Source organism: Chryseomicrobium aureum, from assembly GCF_043182735.1.
In the GTDB taxonomy this organism is placed as follows: domain Bacteria; phylum Bacillota; class Bacilli; order Bacillales_A; family Planococcaceae; genus Chryseomicrobium; species Chryseomicrobium aureum.
On sequence record NZ_CP171117.1, the window covers coordinates 206,679 to 226,000 of the forward strand.

21 protein-coding genes and 1 riboswitch are annotated in these 19,322 nt (G+C 43.4%); of the genes, 13 read left to right on the forward strand and 8 right to left on the reverse strand.

Translation table 11 applies throughout. The features are described from left to right. The first annotated feature begins 28 nt into the window (after positions 1-28). From ACF3OH_RS01155 to ACF3OH_RS01175, 5 genes are read left to right on the forward strand one after another with little or no spacing between them, the layout of a single operon-like run. Positions 29-787, forward strand: a complete 759-nt coding sequence (locus tag ACF3OH_RS01155) for a carotenoid biosynthesis protein (RefSeq protein WP_204591388.1) — start codon at positions 29-31, stop codon at positions 785-787. Then, complete coding sequence (locus ACF3OH_RS01160; protein ID WP_204591390.1) at positions 780-1,436, forward strand: lysophospholipid acyltransferase family protein; 657 nt, start codon at positions 780-782, stop codon at positions 1,434-1,436. The genes ACF3OH_RS01155 and ACF3OH_RS01160 overlap by 8 nt, the downstream gene beginning before the upstream one ends. 12 nt (positions 1,437-1,448) lie before the next feature. Further along, entirely contained in the window at positions 1,449-2,558 is a 1,110-nt protein-coding gene (locus ACF3OH_RS01165; RefSeq protein ID WP_392455431.1) for a glycosyltransferase, read from the forward strand. Then, entirely contained in the window at positions 2,555-4,030 is a 1,476-nt protein-coding gene (locus ACF3OH_RS01170) for an NAD(P)/FAD-dependent oxidoreductase (RefSeq protein WP_204591394.1), read from the forward strand. The genes ACF3OH_RS01165 and ACF3OH_RS01170 overlap by 4 nt, the downstream gene beginning before the upstream one ends. A 12-nt stretch (positions 4,031-4,042) precedes the next feature. Beyond that, the gene (locus tag ACF3OH_RS01175; RefSeq protein WP_392455432.1) at positions 4,043-4,711 is read left to right on the forward strand and encodes a GNAT family N-acetyltransferase; all 669 of its coding nucleotides are present in this window, start codon (positions 4,043-4,045) and stop codon (positions 4,709-4,711) included. Positions 4,712-5,550: 839 nt separating this feature from the next. Here the strand turns inward: ACF3OH_RS01175 and ACF3OH_RS01180 are convergent. Continuing rightward, entirely contained in the window at positions 5,551-6,027 is a 477-nt protein-coding gene (locus tag ACF3OH_RS01180) for a DinB family protein (protein ID WP_392455433.1), read from the reverse strand. 90 nt (positions 6,028-6,117) lie between these two features. Further along, the gene (gene hmpA / locus ACF3OH_RS01185) at positions 6,118-7,305 is read right to left on the reverse strand and encodes an NO-inducible flavohemoprotein (RefSeq protein WP_392455434.1); all 1,188 of its coding nucleotides are present in this window, start codon (positions 7,303-7,305) and stop codon (positions 6,118-6,120) included. Positions 7,306-7,454: 149 nt separating this feature from the next. On the opposite strand from hmpA, the gene ACF3OH_RS01190 reads away from it, so the two are divergent. After that, positions 7,455-7,904 carry an RrF2 family transcriptional regulator gene (locus tag ACF3OH_RS01190; RefSeq protein WP_392455435.1) on the forward strand — a complete coding sequence of 150 codons (450 nt, stop codon included), beginning with the start codon at positions 7,455-7,457 and terminating at the stop codon, positions 7,902-7,904. 19 nt (positions 7,905-7,923) lie between these two features. On the opposite strand, the gene ACF3OH_RS01195 is transcribed toward ACF3OH_RS01190, so the two are convergent. Further along, positions 7,924-8,241 (reverse strand): multidrug efflux SMR transporter, encoded by a 318-nt coding sequence (locus ACF3OH_RS01195; RefSeq protein ID WP_204591403.1) that lies wholly within the window; start codon positions 8,239-8,241, stop codon positions 7,924-7,926. Then, entirely contained in the window at positions 8,241-8,564 is a 324-nt protein-coding gene (locus tag ACF3OH_RS01200; protein WP_392455436.1) for a DMT family transporter, read from the reverse strand. The genes ACF3OH_RS01195 and ACF3OH_RS01200 overlap by 1 nt, the downstream gene beginning before the upstream one ends. 53 nt (positions 8,565-8,617) lie before the next feature. Then, positions 8,618-8,715, reverse strand: a riboswitch (guanidine-I (ykkC/yxkD leader). Between the two features lie 60 nt (positions 8,716-8,775). Here ACF3OH_RS01200 and ACF3OH_RS01205 point away from each other — a divergent pair. Beyond that, on the forward strand, positions 8,776-9,261 hold the full coding sequence (locus ACF3OH_RS01205) for a methylated-DNA--[protein]-cysteine S-methyltransferase (RefSeq protein ID WP_392455437.1): 486 nt from the start codon (positions 8,776-8,778) through the stop codon (positions 9,259-9,261). Between the two features lie 20 nt (positions 9,262-9,281). On the opposite strand, the gene mbcS is transcribed toward ACF3OH_RS01205, so the two are convergent. Genes mbcS through ACF3OH_RS01225 form a run of 4 tightly spaced genes read right to left on the reverse strand, consistent with a single transcriptional unit; the run spans position 9,282 to position 13,345 of the window. After that, positions 9,282-10,859, reverse strand: coding sequence for an acyl-CoA synthetase MbcS (gene mbcS / locus ACF3OH_RS01210; RefSeq protein WP_392455438.1), 1,578 nt, complete (start codon positions 10,857-10,859; stop codon positions 9,282-9,284). Positions 10,860-10,876: 17 nt separating this feature from the next. Next, on the reverse strand, positions 10,877-11,431 hold the full coding sequence (locus ACF3OH_RS01215) for a hypothetical protein (protein WP_392455440.1): 555 nt from the start codon (positions 11,429-11,431) through the stop codon (positions 10,877-10,879). 17 nt (positions 11,432-11,448) lie between these two features. After that, positions 11,449-13,098: a sodium:solute symporter gene (locus ACF3OH_RS01220; protein ID WP_204591410.1), complete on the reverse strand. Its 1,650-nt coding sequence runs from the start codon at positions 13,096-13,098 to the stop codon at positions 11,449-11,451. Next, the gene (locus ACF3OH_RS01225; protein WP_204591412.1) at positions 13,091-13,345 is read right to left on the reverse strand and encodes a hypothetical protein; all 255 of its coding nucleotides are present in this window, start codon (positions 13,343-13,345) and stop codon (positions 13,091-13,093) included. Before ACF3OH_RS01225 ends, ACF3OH_RS01220 begins: the two co-directional genes overlap by 8 nt. A 272-nt stretch (positions 13,346-13,617) precedes the next feature. Here ACF3OH_RS01225 and ACF3OH_RS01230 point away from each other — a divergent pair, with 272 nt between their 5' ends. The 6 genes from ACF3OH_RS01230 (at position 13,618) to ACF3OH_RS01255 (ending at position 19,215) form a co-directional block, all read left to right on the forward strand. Beyond that, on the forward strand, positions 13,618-13,800 hold the full coding sequence (locus ACF3OH_RS01230) for a hypothetical protein (protein ID WP_392455442.1): 183 nt from the start codon (positions 13,618-13,620) through the stop codon (positions 13,798-13,800). A gap of 173 nt (positions 13,801-13,973) precedes the next feature. After that, positions 13,974-15,428 carry a potassium/proton antiporter gene (locus ACF3OH_RS01235; RefSeq protein WP_392455443.1) on the forward strand — a complete coding sequence of 485 codons (1,455 nt, stop codon included), beginning with the start codon at positions 13,974-13,976 and terminating at the stop codon, positions 15,426-15,428. 77 nt (positions 15,429-15,505) lie between these two features. Further along, complete coding sequence (locus tag ACF3OH_RS01240; RefSeq protein WP_392455444.1) at positions 15,506-16,489, forward strand: EAL domain-containing protein; 984 nt, start codon at positions 15,506-15,508, stop codon at positions 16,487-16,489. Between the two features lie 75 nt (positions 16,490-16,564). Next, the gene (locus ACF3OH_RS01245) at positions 16,565-17,026 is read left to right on the forward strand and encodes a MarR family winged helix-turn-helix transcriptional regulator (RefSeq protein WP_204591422.1); all 462 of its coding nucleotides are present in this window, start codon (positions 16,565-16,567) and stop codon (positions 17,024-17,026) included. A gap of 53 nt (positions 17,027-17,079) precedes the next feature. Beyond that, positions 17,080-18,249, forward strand: coding sequence for a TraB/GumN family protein (locus ACF3OH_RS01250; RefSeq protein ID WP_204591424.1), 1,170 nt, complete (start codon positions 17,080-17,082; stop codon positions 18,247-18,249). A gap of 15 nt (positions 18,250-18,264) precedes the next feature. Next, complete coding sequence (locus ACF3OH_RS01255; RefSeq protein WP_392455445.1) at positions 18,265-19,215, forward strand: TRM11 family SAM-dependent methyltransferase; 951 nt, start codon at positions 18,265-18,267, stop codon at positions 19,213-19,215. The last annotated feature ends 107 nt before the right edge of the window (positions 19,216-19,322 follow it).

Consider the following 19,322-nt stretch of genomic DNA (forward strand, 5'->3'; position numbering starts at 1 on the left):
TTTACTAGTCATCAAAGGAGCTGTGTTCATGGAAAAGTGGAAAGATCGAGCATATCAGTTATTTCTCTTCTGGTTTGCAGTGGGAGTCATACTGGTAGGGTTTGATCTCCTACCGTCGTGGTTAGAATGGGCGAATACTGTATTTTTAGTGTTGGCCGGTGTGATGGGGATTTTTTATTTCTTTGCTTTATTTTCTCCAGGAAAAGCACTCGTCATCACACTCATCATTTATATATTTTCATCTTTTATGGAATATTTGGGCTCTGCGTATGGCATTCTGTTTGGCGAGTACGACTACACCGAACGGTTCGGTGCAAAGATTTTTGATATTCCGTTTACAATCGGGTTTGCTTGGTTGCTCGTTATTTCAACGACGCACGCGCTCGCAATGCGTATTACAAAGCGACCCGGTATTGCCACAGTAATTATTTCAAGTTTATCAGCTGTTGTGATGGATTTAATCATTGATCCGGTAGCATTCAAAGCCAATGAATATTGGATTTGGTTTGAGGGTGGTTTATATTATGACATCCCGTGGACCAATTTTATGGGCTGGTTTGTTGTGGCGAGCATTTTGCAAGCACTAATTTGGGTGATGGATTCTGAAAATCCTGCAACTGAATCATTTCCGAAGTGGGAAAAACGTGTGTATTACTTATACGGTATGATGATTTTCATGTTTATGGTTACTGCCGGGGCAGCCGGTCTGTGGCTTGCAATAGGCGTAACATTGGTTGGCGCAGTCATTCTCTATAGTTGGGCAGAGTGGAGGACACGACATGATTAAAGCAAAGCGAAATCCTGTATTTGAGCGTGTGATGCGCCAAGTGACGCTTCCTCAAATTCGTAAACAATTTCATGCTGTTTATTGGAAAGGGCCAGAATTTGATGGCACGCCTTCACTATATATCGCCAATCACTCCTCTTGGTGGGACGGTTTGCTATATTATCATTTGCGCCATACTGTTATTGATCGATCGACACATATTATGATGCACGAAAAAGGATTAAAAAAGTTTTGGTATTTTCGCTATACAGGGGCGTACTCTGTGAACAAACAGTCTCGTAGGGATATTATAGAAGCATTGAACTATTCAAAAGAAGTGATTGAACAAGGGTCCAGTGTGTGGATTTTCCCGCAAGGAGAAGAGTTTTCACAAGAAATACGCCCGCTTGTCTTGGAGACGGGTGTAGGGCACTTAGCCAATCAACTCCCGCAAACCCCTATTATACCGATTACACTGTACTACTGGTTTGGCCATCATAAAAAAGCGGAAGTGGCGATTTTAGCAGGCGAACCACTTTTATTTACTTCTCTTCCAGGGGAGACTCGTAAACAGAAGATGAAAGCGTTAGAAAAACATTTAGAGAAGCAACTGGAACTACTGAAACAAGATGTTGTGTCCGAAAGTTTAGATACATACCGTGCACTATAAGGGGGAATGGAGATGACATGGGATCTATGGTTCAGCGCACTTCTTCTCTTATTTATAGGAATAACGCTTCTGCATGCCGTCGTCTTACCAAGACCGAAACGAGATGCACGAACAAAAGGAGAACCGCTCGTTTCCATCCTCATCCCAATGCGCAATGAATTGGCGAATGTGGAAGGGTTGATTGGTTCGCTACAAAAACAGACGTATAGCAAATTTGAAGTGATTGTTTTAGACGATGAGTCGACGGACGGAACGCGTGAAGCACTTGAAGCGAGTACCGAACACGACAGTCGATTTACAATTAAGCCTGGCGCTCCTAAGCTAGATGGCTGGGTCGGGAAGGTATATGCTTGCCATCAACTATCAGGTTACGCAAGTGGCGATTACTTGTTATATGTCGATGCTGACGTACGAATTGAACCGAATGCAGTACAAGATGTGTTGGCTTTTATGCAACACAATAACTTGGCACTGGTATCCGGTTTTTCTCGCTTTCTATTACCAACATGGCTGAACAAACTGCTTGTTCCGATGCAGCACTTCATTGTCTTATTTCACCTTCCGATGGGGCTTGCGCGTTTCACAAAATGGCCTCCTGCTACTGCAGCGCACGGTGGATTTATGTTTTTTGAACGTGGTGCCTATGAAGCAATCGGTGGCCATGAATCAGTAAAAGGCGAGATTGTGGAGGACATGGCGCTTTCAAAACGTATGAAAGCACATGGGCACAAAATGTGGCTTGCCAATATTACCGCTTTTGCTAGTTGCACGATGTACGAAACAAATGAAGACGTTTGGAAAGGCTTCTCAAAAAACATCTTTAACGGGATTGGCAAATCGGTACCACTTGCTGCTGTTATTATGGTGTTTTATGCGAGCTTCTATGTGCTTCCATTTTTCTTGCTAGTTGGTGCGGTTGTAGTTGCAGACCCAAGCTTACTGATTCCGTATGCATTGATTAGCATTCAAGGATTGATTGTTTACGCTACAACAAAAGAACCGCTGTATCTGGCCTTCGCCTTACCTGCATCTGCACTCGCTTTAATTGCTCTACTGGCGAACGCAATGATTCGTTCTATGCAAGGGCAGAAAGTGGAATGGAAAGGCAGGTTTTACGGATGAAGCGAGTAGCCATAATTGGCGCAGGATTAGGAGGTTTGGCAACGGCTATTACTCTTGCCAATGCCGGATTTGAAGTCGATGTGTTTGAAAAGAACACGCATGTCGGTGGAAAATTGATGCCTGTTCAACTCCGCACATATGGGTTTGATTTTGGTCCAAATACGATTACAATGCCGCATGTATTCCGGCAGGTAATTGAACAAACAGGACGGAAATCGGATGACTATTTTACGCTCATCCCATTGAAGCATCATACGACGAATCATTTCCAGGACGGATCGTCTCTTGTCTTTAGTCGTGATAAAGACTTCATGATTGAACAACTAGAGAAAATAGATCCACTTGGAGCCAAAAATTATTTTTCTTTCTTGAAAGAGCTGACACGTCTCTATGAATTATCGGAGACTCATTTCTTTCCAAAGACATTTCGGTCTTGGACAGACTATCTATCCCCAAATCTGGGGTATGCACTAACAAAAGTTCGCCCGTTAGAACCAATGGATCACTTCTTCAAACGCTATTTTTCCAATCCCAATGTACTGCAGGCTTTCGGCAGGTATGCTACGTACATCGGTTCCTCACCGTACCGAGCACCTGCTACTTTTAGTATGATTGCCTACCTTGAGCTGGTCCAAGGCGTGTACACAGTAAAAGGCGGAACGGTTTGTATTGCGCGCGCTTTTCATAAAGTAGCAAAAGAGCTAGGTGTCCGTTTTCACACAAACACAACAATCGATCAAGTAGAAATCACGGATAAGAGAATTACTGCACTGTATTGTGCAGGTGAGCAGGTGTGGTCGGGTGACGAGGTTGTGATGAATGCTGATCTTTTAAAAGCGTATCCAGAACTTGTGGCAGAGCGCGATCGTCCTTCGTTTACAGATAAACAAAGAGATGCTATGGAACCGTCCATTTCAGCCTTTGTCATCTTAGCCGGATTGTCTACTCGTTTGAAAAATGTGAATCACCACACGGTCTACTTTTCACACGATTATGAAGCCGAGTTTGATGCTTTATTCACCCGACAAGAGATGCCAGAAGACCCGACAATCTATTTATGTAACTCAAGCGTGACCGACCGTGATCGCTCACCAGATGGGGACAATTTGTTTATCTTAGTCAATGCTCCGCCACTTCCAAAAGGGGAGAAAGAGCCCTATGACATACATGAATACAAAGAGCATATTTACGACTTACTTGAAAAGAAGGGGCTGCCGATTCGAGATCATTTAGTAGTGGAACGCATCATTCCGCCTTCTGAAATTGCAGAAACGTTCGGTGCCTATCGGGGAGCTCTCTACGGGCTTTCAAGTCACCGAAAACAAGATGCTTTTTTACGACCTCGTAATAGGAGTCGTGATATTCACAATCTCCATTTTGTCGGAGGCAGTACCCATCCAGGGGGTGGCTCACCGATGGTCACCATGTCTGGTATGAATGTTGCGAATGTCTTGATTCGCGCAAATCGATAGGGGGGAGATAGGGTGTATCAAAAAAAACAATTTGTTTATCAAAACCAAACACCGCGGAAAGTACTAGTTCGTACCTATACGGAACAGGATTTTGAGGAATTGATCCAGATACAACGTGAAAGCTTTCCGCCACCTTTTCCTGATGAATTGTTATGGACCAGAGAGCAATTAGAGAACCACCTTCGTCTTTATCCAGAAGGGGCTCTTTGCGCCGAAGTAGAAGGAAAGCTTGCGGGATCAGTTACAGGTTTACGTGTGAACTATTCTTATGAGGATCCGGATCATACATGGGAAGAAGTCACAGGGGGTGGGGATATTTCTCCCCATCAACCGGATGGCAACACACTCTATGTTGTTGATTTATGTGTACGACCGGAATTTAGAAGTCTAGATCTTGGCAGGTTACTACTGCAAGGGTTGTATGAACGTGTCATAGCAGACGGTCTTGATCGGTTGCTTGGTGGGGGCAGGATGTCAGGGTATCACCAATATGCAGATGAGTTATCACCAGAACAATACATTGAGTGCGTACTTGAAGGAGAATTGAAAGACCCAGTCATCACCTTTATGCTACGCAGTGGTAGAACTCCGGTACGAATTGTACGAGACTATCTAGAGGATGAAGAATCCCACAATATGGCGATGCTGATGGAATGGAGAAATCCATTTAAACCAGTTTAGATGTGGAGAACGCCACTCTAGAAACTCCGAGGAAATCAGACGTGGCCGTGAAGGCGCTCTTCAGCCTTTGCGGGTGCGGCTGATTCCGGAGTGTGTTTCTGGCGTTCGTAACTCGATTCCATTTAGATGTGGAGAACGCCACTCTAAACTGGAAAGCCCTCCACCCAGGTCGCCATTTCCTGGGAGGATTTCCCCGAGCCTCCCCACGTAAGATGAAAGAAGGCCACTTTCATCTTCGTTGCCGGGTCTCGGGAAAACCCTGATAGCCCGGGAAATGACGACCTGGGTTCCGGGCTTAGTTGCCACTAACTAGTATAATCATTGAATTTCTCTTAGTCTTACTTCGTTGCCAGGTCCAAAACGGAAGTTTATTCCATTATGACAGTAACTGAGTTGAGTGGAGGGTAGGGATGACTCCAGTGGGATTAAAAGTCGGAACGCGAGACCCCACAGGCGTGCTCCTACGCCGAGGAGGCTCGACGCCGCGCCCTCGGAAAGCAGCCCTGCCCTCCACTCAACGGTTTAATTGGAAACGGTTAGAAAAAGATAACAGGGCACCTTTAGGGAACTGCTGGAATACAGGAATGCTGTTAGATGGGGATTTGAGGTCAATTTGTGGTGTCAAGCGATGACAGGCACCCAATCGTGCTATATACCACACAAAGAAGGAGTTTCTCATAAACGAGAAACTCCTTCTTTATGGTCTTGTCTATTGCTTTTCTGCGCACGCAAGACAGTACAGCTGACCATCAAGTTGCACGCCTTGTAAGAAACCGGCGTCACAATAAACAGTTTTGCCACACTGTACACAACTTCCAACGACTTCTAAAGCATTCATATTAAGCTTTCGCTTCTTCTTTCGTTGGTCCCATTACACCGGGTACCGGTAATCCAGCCTGACGAAGTAAAACCGTCATTTGTCCGCGGTGATGCGTCTGGTGATCAATCATCATGCGCAGAACTTGACCGTTAGTAGTGAGTGCTCCATGCATATTGACTTCAGTAGTTAAAAACGCATCTGAGAATTCTTGTACTGCAAGCTCTAAAATATGAGCCGCATATAGTTCATACTGATCAGCAATTTCAGAAGCTGTTTGAGGTTGTTGCATTGATTTTAATGCAGGAAGTTTATGTCCAATCTGTCCCATGAAATAGCTGAGCGCTGTCGTCAGATGCCAACCGAGCCAGCCAAGAGAGTTATGCCCTTCGACGATCGACTGTCCGAGTTTGTCATCTGACATCGCGCGCAACACAGCCGTTGTTCCTTCAGAGCTTCGTTGCCAGTCTGTAATAAAATCTTCTTTTACACGATACATTCCAGTTCCTCCTTTTCAAGTCATCTCTATTAGTATACCTTTCTATAGAAAAAAAGCCTTCTCTCACGTTTTGGAGAGAAGGCAAGAAAATTAAGCAGTAGTGAGCGCTTTGACTGGCATAGCCGGGCCGAAAAACTCATAATGAATTTGCTCTTCGGAGAAGCCAAGTGCAACAAGATTGGCAATCATACTTTCCATGAACCCGACCGGTCCACAAACGTAGATGTCTGCACTTTTCGGAAGCTCAGCGAGTACATCACGTGTGATGAAGGCGTTGTCTGTATCTGAGAAGAAAGATTGATACGTCAGTTCTTCATGTGATGCAGAGAGTTGTTGAAGTTCTTTTACAAATGCAGCTTCTTTCTCACTGCGCGCTGCGTGTAGGAAAGTAATTTCACGAGCAGACGCACTTTGCAACAAGCGTTCTGTCATACTCATTAGTGGCGTGATACCGACACCTCCTGCAAGCATAATAACAGGTGTGCTGCGATCTTCGTTTAGCACAAATTCCCCAGCTGGAGGCGTCACTTCGATCGTGCCGCCTACTTCAAGTTGTTCGTGTAAGTACACGGAGACTTTTCCGTTTGGATCTTGGTCGCTTTCACGTTTTACAGAGATACGGAAAGATTCTTCATCTGCCGCTTTAGACAGACTGTATTGACGAATCATCATATATGTTTCACCTGGGATATGAACGCGAACGGAGATGTATTGTCCAGGTTTGTATGCAGGTACTTTTGAGCCGTCAGCAGGTTGTAAATAAAATGAAGTGATTGCGTCACTCTCTTGAACTTTACCGACGACTTTGAACTCTTTAAATAACTTCCAGCCATTTTGTTGCTGTTCTGCTTTTTTGTACATGCCTGCTTCTACAGAAATAAATACGTCTGCAATAACGCCGTACGCTTCTGCCCAAGCGTTAATGATTTCTGGTGTTGCGGCGTCTCCAAGGACAGTCTTAATCGCTTTTAGTAAATATTCCCCAACTATTGGGTACTGTTCTGGGACGATTCCAAGACTAACGTGTTTATGCGCAATTTGCACAACAGATGGCAAAATAGTTTCTAAATTATCAATATGAACAGCGGCTGCATAAACCGTGTTAGCAAGCGCCGTCTGTTGACGTCCTTTGGCTTGATTTGCATGGTTAAATACATTTAGTAGTTCAGGATGTGCCTCGAACAGTGAACGGTAAAATTCAGTTGTAATTGTAGTGCCGTGCTGAGCGAGTACAGGTGCAGTTGCTTTAATGATTGATCTTGTTTCTAGTGATAACATGTGTAAAACAGCTCCTTTTCTCTTATTGATTTCAGCATACTCCTATTCAACGCCGAAACAAATATTAAAAATACCACTTTAAAAAAATAGACACATTTGTTGTCACAAGTTGTTCACCTGTGCGATAGTGAGAGAAAGAGGTGAGAAACATGCGAATGACGATGTATACGGACTTTTCTTTACGTCTGCTTATCTATTTAGCGATTCGACCAACAGGAGAAAAAGCGACGGTGCCTGAAATCGCCGAATCGTATGGGATATCTAAAAATCATTTGATGAAAGTAGCGCAGCATTTAGCGAAACTTGGATACATAGAGAGTACGCGAGGAAGAGGAGGAGGCGTCCGACTACTTCAAGACCCCCAAGCAATCAATGTCGGAAAAGTCGTGCGGCAGATGGAAGACGATTTTCATATAGTAGAGTGTTTTGATCGAGAACGGAATAGTTGTCCAATTACGCCCGTTTGTTCATTAAAACACGCATTAGGAAAAGCGCTTCAAGCTTATTTGGCTGTATTAGATGACTACACATTACAAGATCTAGCGGGAAATCCGTTAGAGCTACTGCAGTTTTTACAACAAGAAAAGGCGGTCACCTGAGAACGGTGACCGCCTTTTGTTATGGACTGACAAGCTTCAATCCAATGACACTTGCAATAATCAATGCTAAAAAGAATAAGCGCATCGGTGCGACAGACTCTTTGTAAAAAATCATTCCTAAAATCGCGCCTCCTGCTGCGCCAATCCCTGTCCAAATCGCATAGGCCATTCCCATTGGTAATGTTTCCATCGCGATGGATAAAAATAAGAAGCTACCGCTAAAGCTAGCAACTAAAAGTAAGGCAGAAGAGAGATTCTTCTTTTCGTGGAGACGAGCCATCATAGCGACGCCCGTCATTTCAAGTAGTCCAGCAACAATCAAAGCAATCCAAGCCATTATGATTCAGCTCCTTGTGTCGTCTGTTTAAGTCCAATGATTCCAAGTAACAATACTCCGACTAAAGCCACTTGCATAAATCCAAGTGGCTGGCCAAACAATGCTGCGTCCATTAGGACAGTTCCTACCGTCCCGAGTCCTACAAAAACTGCATACGCTGTGCCTACGGGTAAGTAACGTCCAGATCGTATTAATAGACCGAAACTAATTATGATTGCGACAATCGTTAATGCCCATTCTCCAAAACTTGCCGCGTGCTTCAATCCAATTACCCAGCCGACTTCAAATACAGCAGCGATGATTAATAAACCCCATTCTTTCATCTTTTTCCGTCTCCTCTCAAAAGTAAAAGCCTGAAAGACACTGCTTCCGCAGTATCTCCCAGGCTTTTGTCCCTCCGTGTACATGGCCAAGCCATGCGTTTTCTCTCGGACCAGTCAAAGCAGTGCTTCCGGAACCCTAGAAAACTTTCGTGTCTTTCAGTTGCTCATAGTATACTAAATCTAACTAACAAAGAAAAGGGAGAGGGTCTACATGCAACAAGTCGATTACCTCACACCAATTGGTCGATTGGTGATTACAGGAGACGAGGAAGCCGTCTATAGTGTGCTATTTGAAGAGGGAGAGACACTTGACTATCCGGTAACAGATGGACTTTCCACTCCACTAAAAACAGCGTATGAGGAGATAGATGCGTATTTTCAGGGGACAGGGAAGGCGTTCACGTTTAAAATGGCTCCTCAAACTGGAACACCTTTTCAACGAGAAGTATGGGAAAGTTTGAAGACGATTCCGTATGGTGAGACGGGTTCGTATCTTCAAATTGCCACTACCATTAACCGCCCGAAAGCCGTGCGCGCAGTTGGTGGGGCCAATGGACGAAATCCATTTACAGTTGTACTGCCTTGTCATCGCATCATTGGAGCAAGTGGCAAGATGGTCGGATACACAGGAGGCCTATGGCGAAAAGAATGGCTCCTTGAGCATGAACAAAAACATAAAACCAGTTTGGCCGATTAAGTGGCCAAACTGGTTTTTCATTACTTCACAGGTGTACGCAGTTCCACTCGACGAATCTTTCCGGAAGTCGTCTTCGGAAGTTCATCAATGAACTCTACGATACGTGGATATTTGTAAGGGGCTGTGATTTCTTTTGTATGCGTTTGAAGTTCTTTCACAAGAGCGTCTTTATCTGGGTATTGATCGGCATCACGAAGAACGATAAAAGCTTTCACGACGCTTCCACGAATCTCATCCGGAGCGGCTACTACCGCACATTCGCGAACTGCTGGATGCTTTGTAAGAGCATCTTCGACTTCGAAAGGACCGATTGTATAACCAGAACTGATGATGATATCATCACTACGCCCTTCAAACCAGAAGTAACCGTCCTCGTCTTTCGTTGCTTGGTCACCCGTTAAGTACCAGTCGCCGCGATAAGCAGCAGACGTGCGGTCTTTATCATTGTAATACCCTCGGAACAAAGCAGGTGCTGTCTTATGCACTGCGATGTCTCCCACTTCTCCCGATTTTACAGGGTCCCCAAATTCATTGATGACATCCACTTGATTGCCTGGAGTTGGTTTCCCCATTGAACCTGGACGAACTTCCATGTCCTGTAAAGTCCCAACAAGTAATGTGTTTTCAGTCTGACCATAGCCATCACGCACGTTTAAGTTGAATGCGTCTTGGAAAGCTTCGATGACTTGTCGGTTCAGTGGCTCTCCTGCAGATACGGCACTGCGAAGGGCATGTAAATCATAGGACTTTAGATTCTCTACTTTGGCAATGATTCGGTATTCTGTTGGCGTACAGCAAAGAACATTGATTTTCTCGTCTTGCAAAATCTGTAGATAGGTCTCTGCATCAAAACCACCGTGGTAAACAAAAGCGGTTGCGCCAAGTGTGATAGTCGATAAGAATGGACTCCAAATCCATTTCTGCCAACCAGGTGCTGCAGTTGCCCAGACGACATCTCCCTGTTGAACGCCTAACCATTCTGTTGCTGCTGTGCGCACATGAGCGTATCCCCAAGCGTGGACATGTACCACGCCTTTTGGATTTCCTGTCGTGCCTGAAGTGTAAGAGAGGAATGCCATATCTTCACGATGTGTATCTTCCCCAGAATAGTCTTCTGGCTGACTAGTAGCCAGATCTTCTAATGATACCCAGCCATCTTCTTGACCACCAACGATGAACTTGTTGTCTAGCGCAGGGTAGCTCTCTGTAATTAAGTTCGTTTCAGCAGTCGTTTTGTGAAACGCAACGATACCTTTTGCACCGGAATGTTCCATGCGGTATGTTAAATCTTTTTTACGAAGCATCTCCGAACACGGGATAGCGACAATACCCGCACGTAATGCAGCAAGATAAGTCATGTAGGCCTCTGGAATTCGTGGAAGGATAATCAATAAACGATCTCCTTTTTCGATTCCGCGACTTTTAAAAGCTTGCGCATACTGGTTCATCTTACTAAAAAGTTCTTTGTACGAAACGTCTCGGCGGTTTCCTTGATCATCCATCCAACGAATAGCAAGACGTGATTCATCGTTTCTGTAGGCTTCTAATTCACTTGTGATATTGTACTGTTCTGGTGCAAGTAAGTGGTCAAAGTTCATAGGTGATTCCTCCAGTTTCATGATGTGATAGCGCCTGTTGGCACGACTAAATAATAAATACTAACGAAGAAAACAAATACAGTAATGGCGGCAATACCTGCTTTTACTTTTGAGAACTGCTGTGTCGTCTGCAATGTTTTCCAATGGAAAATAAGCATCCAAAACACGCCAATAGTTGCAAGTACAATGCCGAGTGCGTTCATCTGCCATCCAGTTAAAAGCGGGGCAGCTAGAAGTCCTGGGAGCAAGCTGATGGAAACGAAGGGACGAATTCTCCCCATCACACCTTCGCCACCAAAGCCTCGAGCACCTGCCCAGACAACTAAAGTCAGACCTATTCGGGTAAGCCATGCCATCATCAGTCCTGAAACCATGAAAATCAATGGGACAATTGCCCATTTGAGTGCAGGTGTTTCAAAACTCAGGATGTAAGACCTGTTGGCTATGAGTAAAAGACTCCCATATAAAAGCCCCGTCAAGAGCAACACAAGGCCGCCCTGGACGTGTGACTTTTCAGAAGAGGAAAAGTTCTTGAACGCAGAATCACGTAGCGTCAACAGTTGTAAGATCATGATGGTTCCTCCTTTTTTTACATGCCCCACGGTAAAAGGGCCCAAATTGCTACAGCTAATGAAATTGCTACAGTAATGAATGCCCCAATCGTAGAGTTGTAGCGGTACGACTGCACATCTTTCCATCCGTGAATCGATTCAACCAACTTCTCGTCACGATCGCGCGTTAAATTCTTTTGAAGTGCAGGAATACGGTTCGTAATGTATGAGACAACAATCAATAAGATAAAGCTGATTGGCACAGCAAGCATTGCACCTGATAAGCCCATGCCATCCGTTACAGCGTGCCCAGTCAAAGCAAGACTTGGGAACACGAAAGGTGAGACGGCAATATAAATCGCTCCCCCGACAATAGAAGCAGCCATGGCCCCGTACTTGTTTGCTTCTTTCCACCAAACGCCGACAATGATCAAAGGTGCATTGGTGACACCTGCTAATCCAAATGCCCATAATATACTTACAACGAGGAAGGCAGGTGGTTCAATTGCTAACAAGATACTGATGAACCCACCTACAAAGATTGCGATATAGCTCAGACGATAGTTTAAGCGTTCGTGAATATTCGGTTTAAGCGTCTTGATAATATCTTGAGAAAGAAGGGCTCCGATTGCTAGCAAGTTTCCGCTTAGTGTTGATACCCCCGCTGAAATCGCACCTGCAATTACAAGAGCAGTGACCCATTCCGGATTGTAAGCAAGGTTCAAAATGATTGTTAATTTATCTGCATCACCTTCCGCGATATTCAGACCTTCAACGCTTGTTGCATAAACGCCAGTGAAGCCCATCGCATACGTAGCGGAGAACACAAGACCAAGAACAAAGGCAAACCACACCATTGCGCTACGAGCACTCTTTAAGCTCGAGGATGTATAAACACGCATTGCTAAGTGAGGTAACCCTAAAGCACCAATTGTTAATGCAGGAATAACTGAGAAATACCATTTTGTTGGGTACTGGTAGTCAAAGAAATCCGGTACGGCTTGCAGCATCGCAGGGACCATATCTGCATAAAGAAGTGGTGGGAAGAACCAACCTTCTGTTCCAATAGCTTTCATAATAGCGCCGAGAGGTACGATAAACATAAGCGTCATGATGACCATTTGAATAGCGGCATTGTTTGTTGCACCAGCCATTCCGCCGACAGTTATGTAACCTACAATAATTAATCCACCTACAAACAAACCTGTTAAATACGGAATGCCGAGAAGCGTTTCAAACGTAACCGCAATCCCGATCATCTGTCCAAGTGCATACATGATAGAGACTAAAATCATAAAGAGAGCGGCGATGATAGAAGCTTTCACTCCATAACGTTCACGTACAAAGTGTGTCGGTGTGAAGGCACCCATACGGCGAAGTGATGTTCCATAAATGATAGTGATCAATGGTATCGCTAAAATCAATTGAATCCATAACATGATAAATGGAACTTTCAAGTTTAAAATAAGTGCGGTAATTCCTAAGAATGTGGCTAAACTCATATAAGTGGAGGCCATGGCAAGTCCATTTGTAAAGGCTCCAACATTTCCGCCACCTAAGTACAAGTCTTTTGCTGACTTTGCTTTTCGGTTAGATAAATACCCTACTACATAAAAAAGTAAGAAAGTTAGTGCTACCACGACCAACCCTAAAATCGGATTGGATAACTGCCATGTGCCATCAGTCATGTTTCACGCCTCCTTCAATCTCCGCATCAATTTCATCATCAATCCGGTTGCCGATTTTACCAGCAATGATTGTTAAGAAGAAGACTCCGAACCAACCCATCAGAATAGGAATGATGTACGTGACTGGAAAGCCAAATAACATGGCATCCGTTGGAAAAATAGAGAAGAATAGGCCAGCATTCCCCATGACAACAAAGGCGAGTGCCATCCAAATCGTAAAGCGAACTTCTTTTTTGTAAGCTTTCATAGTGTTCCCCCTTGTTCATATGTACTTTCTCCAAGATGTGACCGAGCGTTCGTTCAGTTTACAACTGAGCGTTCGCTCAAAATCAGACCAAGCAATCCCCATTGCTTTTTAAAAAGTCTCTTTGATTGTAAGCGGTTTCCCAAAACACAGTCAACTTATTTTTTTATTATTTAAACTATTTAAACAATTATTTGATAGAAACTAATAAACGATTAAAGTTTAGTGAAAATGGGTATGTAATTGGTAACAACTAATTTAGGTGAGGTGATTGGATGTTCGGAGAAGAAAAGAAAAATGAAGACTACACCACGAATGAAGATGAACATAAAAAACGAGTGATCAGAGAACTTGAGGATAAAAAACTCAAGCTATCTTCAAATGATATGGATGCTGACAAAAATGAAGACACGGAAGTAGTAGATCCTCAACCGCGGATCAATACGGAGAATTTATAACTAGTAAGCCTCCTGCAATCGTAGGAGGCGTTTCTTATTGAGTGATTTTAAAGTCAACTCAATTCGATATATCCCTACAATAATTGCTTTAAGTCGAGAGGACTATCAATTGTTTCCTATACCTTAGAGCGGTATAATTACAGGTATCTAAATGTTTAGGAAGGGGATGACGAATGACATTTACCGTCGACTCAGCAATATTTGTGTTATCAATTTTACTGATAGTAGGTGTAGCGACAACTAAATTTTCATCTCGTCTTGGATTACCATCTCTTGTTCTTTTTATTGGTGTAGGAATGATTGCAAGTCAATACATTTATTTTGATAATGCAAAAATCACACAACTTGTAGGGATCCTTGCGCTTATTGTTATTTTGTTTGAGGGAGGAATGCAAACAAAATGGCGGACGATGCGAACGGTTCTTCCTGCTGCAACCTCACTCGCGACTATTGGAGTGCTCCTTACAACAGTCGGGATTGGTGTTGTAGCCAAGTTTGTTCTAGGTCTCTCATGGTTAGAGGGGATGTTATTTGGTGCGATTGTAGGATCTACGGATGCTGCAGCTGTTTTTGCTGTTCTTGGGAATAAAAATATCAAACCGAACATCACATCTACACTTGAAGCAGAATCCGGAACGAACGATCCGATGGCAGTATTTTTAACGATTACATTTATTAGCTTGATCCAAGCAGAGGCGGGGCCGTTGCTCTCATTAATTGGCTCATTCTTTTGGCAGATGGGAATCGGTTTACTAGTCGGTCTCTTAATTGGGCGACTTTCGGTATGGGCCATCAATAAGATCAATCTCGATTCTTCTGGTCTCTACCCTGTTCTCGCAATGGGGTTTGCTATTTTCACATATGCTTTTACAACTGCGATCGGAGCAAGTGGGTTACTTGCAGTTTATGTAATGGCTGTGGTCCTTGGAAATATGGATCTAACCTATCGCCACTCAATTTTCCGTTTCAATGAAGGGTTTGCGTGGATGATGCAAATTTGTATGTTTATATTGCTTGGTCTGCTCGTATTTCCAAATCAGTTACGAGACGTGATTTGGCAGGGGCTTTTACTTGCTCTTATTTTAATGTTCGTAGCACGACCTCTTGGGGTTTACATTAGTTTGTTGTTTAGCCAATTTAATGCAAAGGAAAAACTCTTCATTTCCTGGGCAGGTTTACGCGGAGCAGTCCCAATCGTATTGGCCACCTATCCACTACTAGCGGGATTAGAGAATGCTGATTTATTGTTCAATGTTGTATTTTTCGTAGTTTTACTTTCTGCATTATTCCAAGGAGCCACTTTAACGCCCTTTGCAGAGAAATTGAGTTTAGTGGGCGCGAAAACTATTCAAGTACCGCATAGTTTAGAGTTGGTCTCAATAGGAAAAACAAATACAGAAATCATTGAAGTCGTGATTGAAGAGAATGCTACAATTGTCGGGCAAGAGCTAAAGAATGTAGAGCTTCCGACCGATACACTCATTACCGCGGTAATTCGTGGTAACCGTGTAATTACACCTCGTGGAGACACTTTTATTGAAGCAGGCGATGTACTGTATGTATTGGTACCGAAAACGAATCGTTCTGCAATCAAGAAATTGTTTAGACAGTCAGAAAACGAGCAGTAACTTGATTTACAGAAAAATGATAAAATTCAGCTAATAAAAATTAAGGGGTGACCTCAATGGGGTGTCAGGGGTGTCAAGTGAGTAATCTAAACTACACTTTTCGATTTAAAGAACAACATAATCTTCTATTAGTTCCAGCTGTAATAGCTTTCTTAGAAAGAAATGAAGTACCTGTCAATTCCCATGAAAATGAAGTGACTCTTCCCGAACATCACGTACCGGAAGTCGTCAACTTCTTTGAGGATCATCTTGAATTAGAACATATAGTGTTCAAAACAGAGCAAACGGACTGGTCTCCACTCTCAAATTTAAGTGGTTTTCTTGAAATGGGTTGGATCGATGAAATTATTCTTCAAGAGCGAGTGGAGTGTCATTTTCAGCCCATCGTCCGTTCAGATGGTGCATTGTTTGGATATGAACTATTAGCGCGTTTTACAGATTCTGAAGGGAATCCTATTTTTCCTAACGAAGCATTTGCAGCTGCAAAATCTCGTGGACGTTTATACGCTTTAGACCGTATGTGTCGAATGGCAGCTGTTCGTCATGCTGCTAGATTGGATCGAGTGAAAGCCTTTATTAACTTTATTCCAACATCTATCTACTCTCCTGAGTTTTGCTTGCGCAGCACAATGCAACTTGCCAGCAAATTAAATGTGGATCCGCAGCAATTAGTATTTGAAGTTGTAGAGACTGAACAAGTTGATGATGTCCAACATCTAAAGAACATACTGACGTACTACAAGGAAAAAGGGTTTATGTATGCACTAGATGATGTAGGAGAAGGGTTCAGCACACTAGAACTCTTAAAAGGAATTGAGCCGCACTACATGAAATTGGATCGTCAGTTCGTAACAGACGTGCATGCAGATGCGAACAAACAACGGGTTGCTAACGCATTTTTGCAACAGGCTCGTAAGATCGGAACAATTCCATTGGCAGAAGGAATTGAAACAAAAGAAGAATATGACTGGTTAAAAAATGCTGGTTATGTGTTGTTCCAAGGATATTACATAGGAAGACCACAGGCAGAACCTGCATCTCAAGACGCTCTCAATTTCTGAGGCGTCTTTTTTTAGTGGCATCTACGAAAAGAGTCATGTAAAATGTTTAATTATAAACATCAAGGAGGATTTCAAATGGTAAAAATGAAGAAGAAACGTAAAAAAATTAAAAATCAAATCTTGACGACGATGCAACAAGCATCTTCTTTAGAGATACAAGAACAGTTTCAACGTGTGACTTTGGAGTGGAGTAGAGCGATGGAGGCAGCATTTGCTGATCATTCTATTACATTTACACAATTCAATGCATTACGGAAAATTAAAGAACATCAACCATTGCACCAACAACAATTGAGTGACCTACTTTCTGTAACAAAAGGAAATGTAAGCCAAATGATAACGAGACTTGAAAAGGTCGGACTTGTGCAAACGGAGAAATCTGGGAACTTAAAACTACTTTCTCTGACTTCTAAAGGTGAGGAAGAAGTTTCTCGTCTAAACGATACGGCTGTAAGCGCAGATAAAGAATTTTTAACGTGCTGGACACCTGAAGAACAACAAGTGCTGAATGGTTTAGTAAAGAAAGCGCTTTCATAATAATAAGAAATTTCTGAAAATTATATGAAAATATGAAAAGGTGGGCAACTAGAATGGAAGAAACGATTACCCGCCTGGAAATAGACGGGAAAGAAATTATTCTAATTGGTGCTGCACACGTTTCAAAAGCCAGTGCTCTTGAAGTGAAAGAAGTGATTGAGAGAGAGCGCCCAGATGCAGTGTGTATTGAGTTGGATCAACAGCGCTACCAGTCTATACAACAAGGTGACAAGTGGAAGAACATGGACATCTTCAAAGTCATTAAAGAGAAGAAGGCAACTATGCTTTTGATGAACTTAGCGATTTCGTCTTTTCAAAATCGTATGGCGAAGCAATTTGATGTCACTCCTGGAGCTGAACAGATTCAAGGTATTGAAAGTGCGAGAGAAGTCGGGGCTGAGCTTGTACTAGCTGACCGAGACATTCAAGTGACGTTTGCACGTATTTGGGCAAACTTAGGGTTTTGGGGCAAATCGCAACTTCTAGCAGGTGTTGTCTTTGGGATTTTTGAGAAAGATACAATTACAGAAGAAGAGATGGAAAAAATGAAGCAGCAAGATACGTTGCAAGCAGTTCTTGCGGAGTTTACCGAATCATTCCCTCGTCTAAAACAACCCCTTATTGATGAGCGAGATCAATATCTGGCGCAAAAGATCAAAACAGCACCCGGAAACAAGATAGTTGCCGTATTAGGAGCTGCTCACGTTCCAGGTATTACTAAAGAGATTCACCATACTCATGACCTAGAAAAGCTGTCTGAACGTCCACCGAAATCGATTGTCCCAACGATTTTAGGTTGGGCTTTGCCTGCCATTATCATCGCGTTGATTGTAGCAACATTTTTTGTGAATCCCGAAGCTGGCGCAAATCAAGCGCTGAGCTGGATACTCTGGACAGGCACGATGGCTGCAATTGGAGCTGCTGTTGCTTTTGGACACCCATTAGCGGTTCTATCTGCATTTTTCGCAGCACCTATCACAGCCTTGCATCCGATTTTGGCTTCAGGATGGGTGTCGGGACTTGTTCAAGCGTTTATGCGCAAGCCAACAGTGGGAGACTTTGAACGATTGTCTGAAGATGTCTTCACCGTGAAAGGTTTCTGGCGTAACAAAGTAACACGTGTTCTATTGGTGGTTGTATTAACGAATATCTTTGGCTCGATTGGAACAATTGTTGGTGGGGCAGATGTGATTCGCCAGTTTTTCGCCAATATTGGATTATAGAAAGTAGGCAGTAAGATGATGGCACCATTTTATATTTATACGTATGGATATAATCCAGAAGAGGGCGCACTTGCAGAAATAGAGATTCGAGCTTTTTTCGGTCAATCAACTGTGGGCAAAGTGATCGGATCTTCTGTATCCATCGACCCTTCTCGAAGTGTGTTCATTCGGGAGAAGTTACATGTCTTAAAATCAGCGGTAAGTGTTGACGAAATCATTGAGAGTGCAAAGGACTTTGGAGACGCACAGGAGTCTTACAAAGTTGTATTCATGAAGCACGAAGGGACGACATCATTTTTAAATGAACAGCGCCTCCAACTTGCACGTACCATAGGGAATGAGATGCCGGGTCCCCTAGAGATGAAGACACCTGATCAAGTGTACGCCGTTACAGTTTATGAGGGACGATGGTATTTCGGGCTACTCGAGAGAAGTCGGCCAGTTTGGATGGAGCACGTAGCAAAACCACAAGGGTATTCAACGGCTTTAAATGCGAGAACGGCACGGACGCTCGTCAATATTGCGAACCCCCATGCGCGCGACCTTGCCTTAATCGATCCATGTTGTGGTATTGGCACGGTTCTAGTGGAGGCAGCATCAATGGGGATGTTCGTCAAAGGAAGAGATAAAAATCCACTTGCTTGTGTCGGAGCGCGTGAAAATCTTGAACACTACAATTACCCGGTTCCTATTGATGTAGAGATACGAGCAATTCAAGAGGAAGAAGGTCACTATGATGTGGCATTTTTAGATCTTCCCTACAATCTCTACACGCACTCTACGGAAACGCAACAACACGACTTAATTAGACATGCCGCCCGACTTGCGGACAAAGTAATTATCGTGACGATTGAGTCTATGGATACGGCGATTGAAGCGGCGGGCCTCAGAGTAGTGGATAGAGCTACTACGACCAAACAACGCTTCACAAGAGAAATAGTAGTATGCGAAACGTCTAATCGGTAACCACCGATTAGGCGTTTTTGTTTGACTTCAAAACATTTTATTGAAATATTCCATATAATCTGACAAAATAGAAGGTGGGAGAAATGTAAGCGTATTCATTACGCAAA

Bases quoted from the DNA above. Each gene is read 5' to 3' on its own strand.
- ACF3OH_RS01155 (WP_204591388.1), top strand. From the start codon at position 29: ATGGAAAAGTGGAAAGATCGAGCATATCAGTTATTTCTCTTCTGGTTT.
- ACF3OH_RS01160 (WP_204591390.1), top strand. From the start codon at position 780: ATGATTAAAGCAAAGCGAAATCCTGTATTTGAGCGTGTGATGCGCCAA.
- ACF3OH_RS01165 (WP_392455431.1), top strand. From the start codon at position 1,449: ATGACATGGGATCTATGGTTCAGCGCACTTCTTCTCTTATTTATAGGA.
- ACF3OH_RS01170 (WP_204591394.1), top strand. From the start codon at position 2,555: ATGAAGCGAGTAGCCATAATTGGCGCAGGATTAGGAGGTTTGGCAACG.
- ACF3OH_RS01180 (WP_392455433.1), bottom strand. From the start codon at position 6,027: ATGTATCGTGTAAAAGAAGATTTTATTACAGACTGGCAACGAAGCTCT.
- hmpA (WP_392455434.1), bottom strand. From the start codon at position 7,305: ATGTTATCACTAGAAACAAGATCAATCATTAAAGCAACTGCACCTGTA.
- ACF3OH_RS01190 (WP_392455435.1), top strand. From the start codon at position 7,455: ATGCGAATGACGATGTATACGGACTTTTCTTTACGTCTGCTTATCTAT.
- ACF3OH_RS01195 (WP_204591403.1), bottom strand. From the start codon at position 8,241: ATGGCTTGGATTGCTTTGATTGTTGCTGGACTACTTGAAATGACGGGC.
- ACF3OH_RS01200 (WP_392455436.1), bottom strand. From the start codon at position 8,564: ATGAAAGAATGGGGTTTATTAATCATCGCTGCTGTATTTGAAGTCGGC.
- ACF3OH_RS01205 (WP_392455437.1), top strand. From the start codon at position 8,776: ATGCAACAAGTCGATTACCTCACACCAATTGGTCGATTGGTGATTACA.
- mbcS (WP_392455438.1), bottom strand. From the start codon at position 10,859: ATGAACTTTGACCACTTACTTGCACCAGAACAGTACAATATCACAAGT.
- ACF3OH_RS01215 (WP_392455440.1), bottom strand. From the start codon at position 11,431: ATGATCTTACAACTGTTGACGCTACGTGATTCTGCGTTCAAGAACTTT.
- ACF3OH_RS01220 (WP_204591410.1), bottom strand. From the start codon at position 13,098: ATGACTGATGGCACATGGCAGTTATCCAATCCGATTTTAGGGTTGGTC.
- ACF3OH_RS01225 (WP_204591412.1), bottom strand. From the start codon at position 13,345: ATGAAAGCTTACAAAAAAGAAGTTCGCTTTACGATTTGGATGGCACTC.
- ACF3OH_RS01230 (WP_392455442.1), top strand. From the start codon at position 13,618: ATGTTCGGAGAAGAAAAGAAAAATGAAGACTACACCACGAATGAAGAT.
- ACF3OH_RS01235 (WP_392455443.1), top strand. From the start codon at position 13,974: ATGACATTTACCGTCGACTCAGCAATATTTGTGTTATCAATTTTACTG.
- ACF3OH_RS01245 (WP_204591422.1), top strand. From the start codon at position 16,565: ATGGTAAAAATGAAGAAGAAACGTAAAAAAATTAAAAATCAAATCTTG.
- ACF3OH_RS01250 (WP_204591424.1), top strand. From the start codon at position 17,080: ATGGAAGAAACGATTACCCGCCTGGAAATAGACGGGAAAGAAATTATT.
- ACF3OH_RS01255 (WP_392455445.1), top strand. From the start codon at position 18,265: ATGATGGCACCATTTTATATTTATACGTATGGATATAATCCAGAAGAG.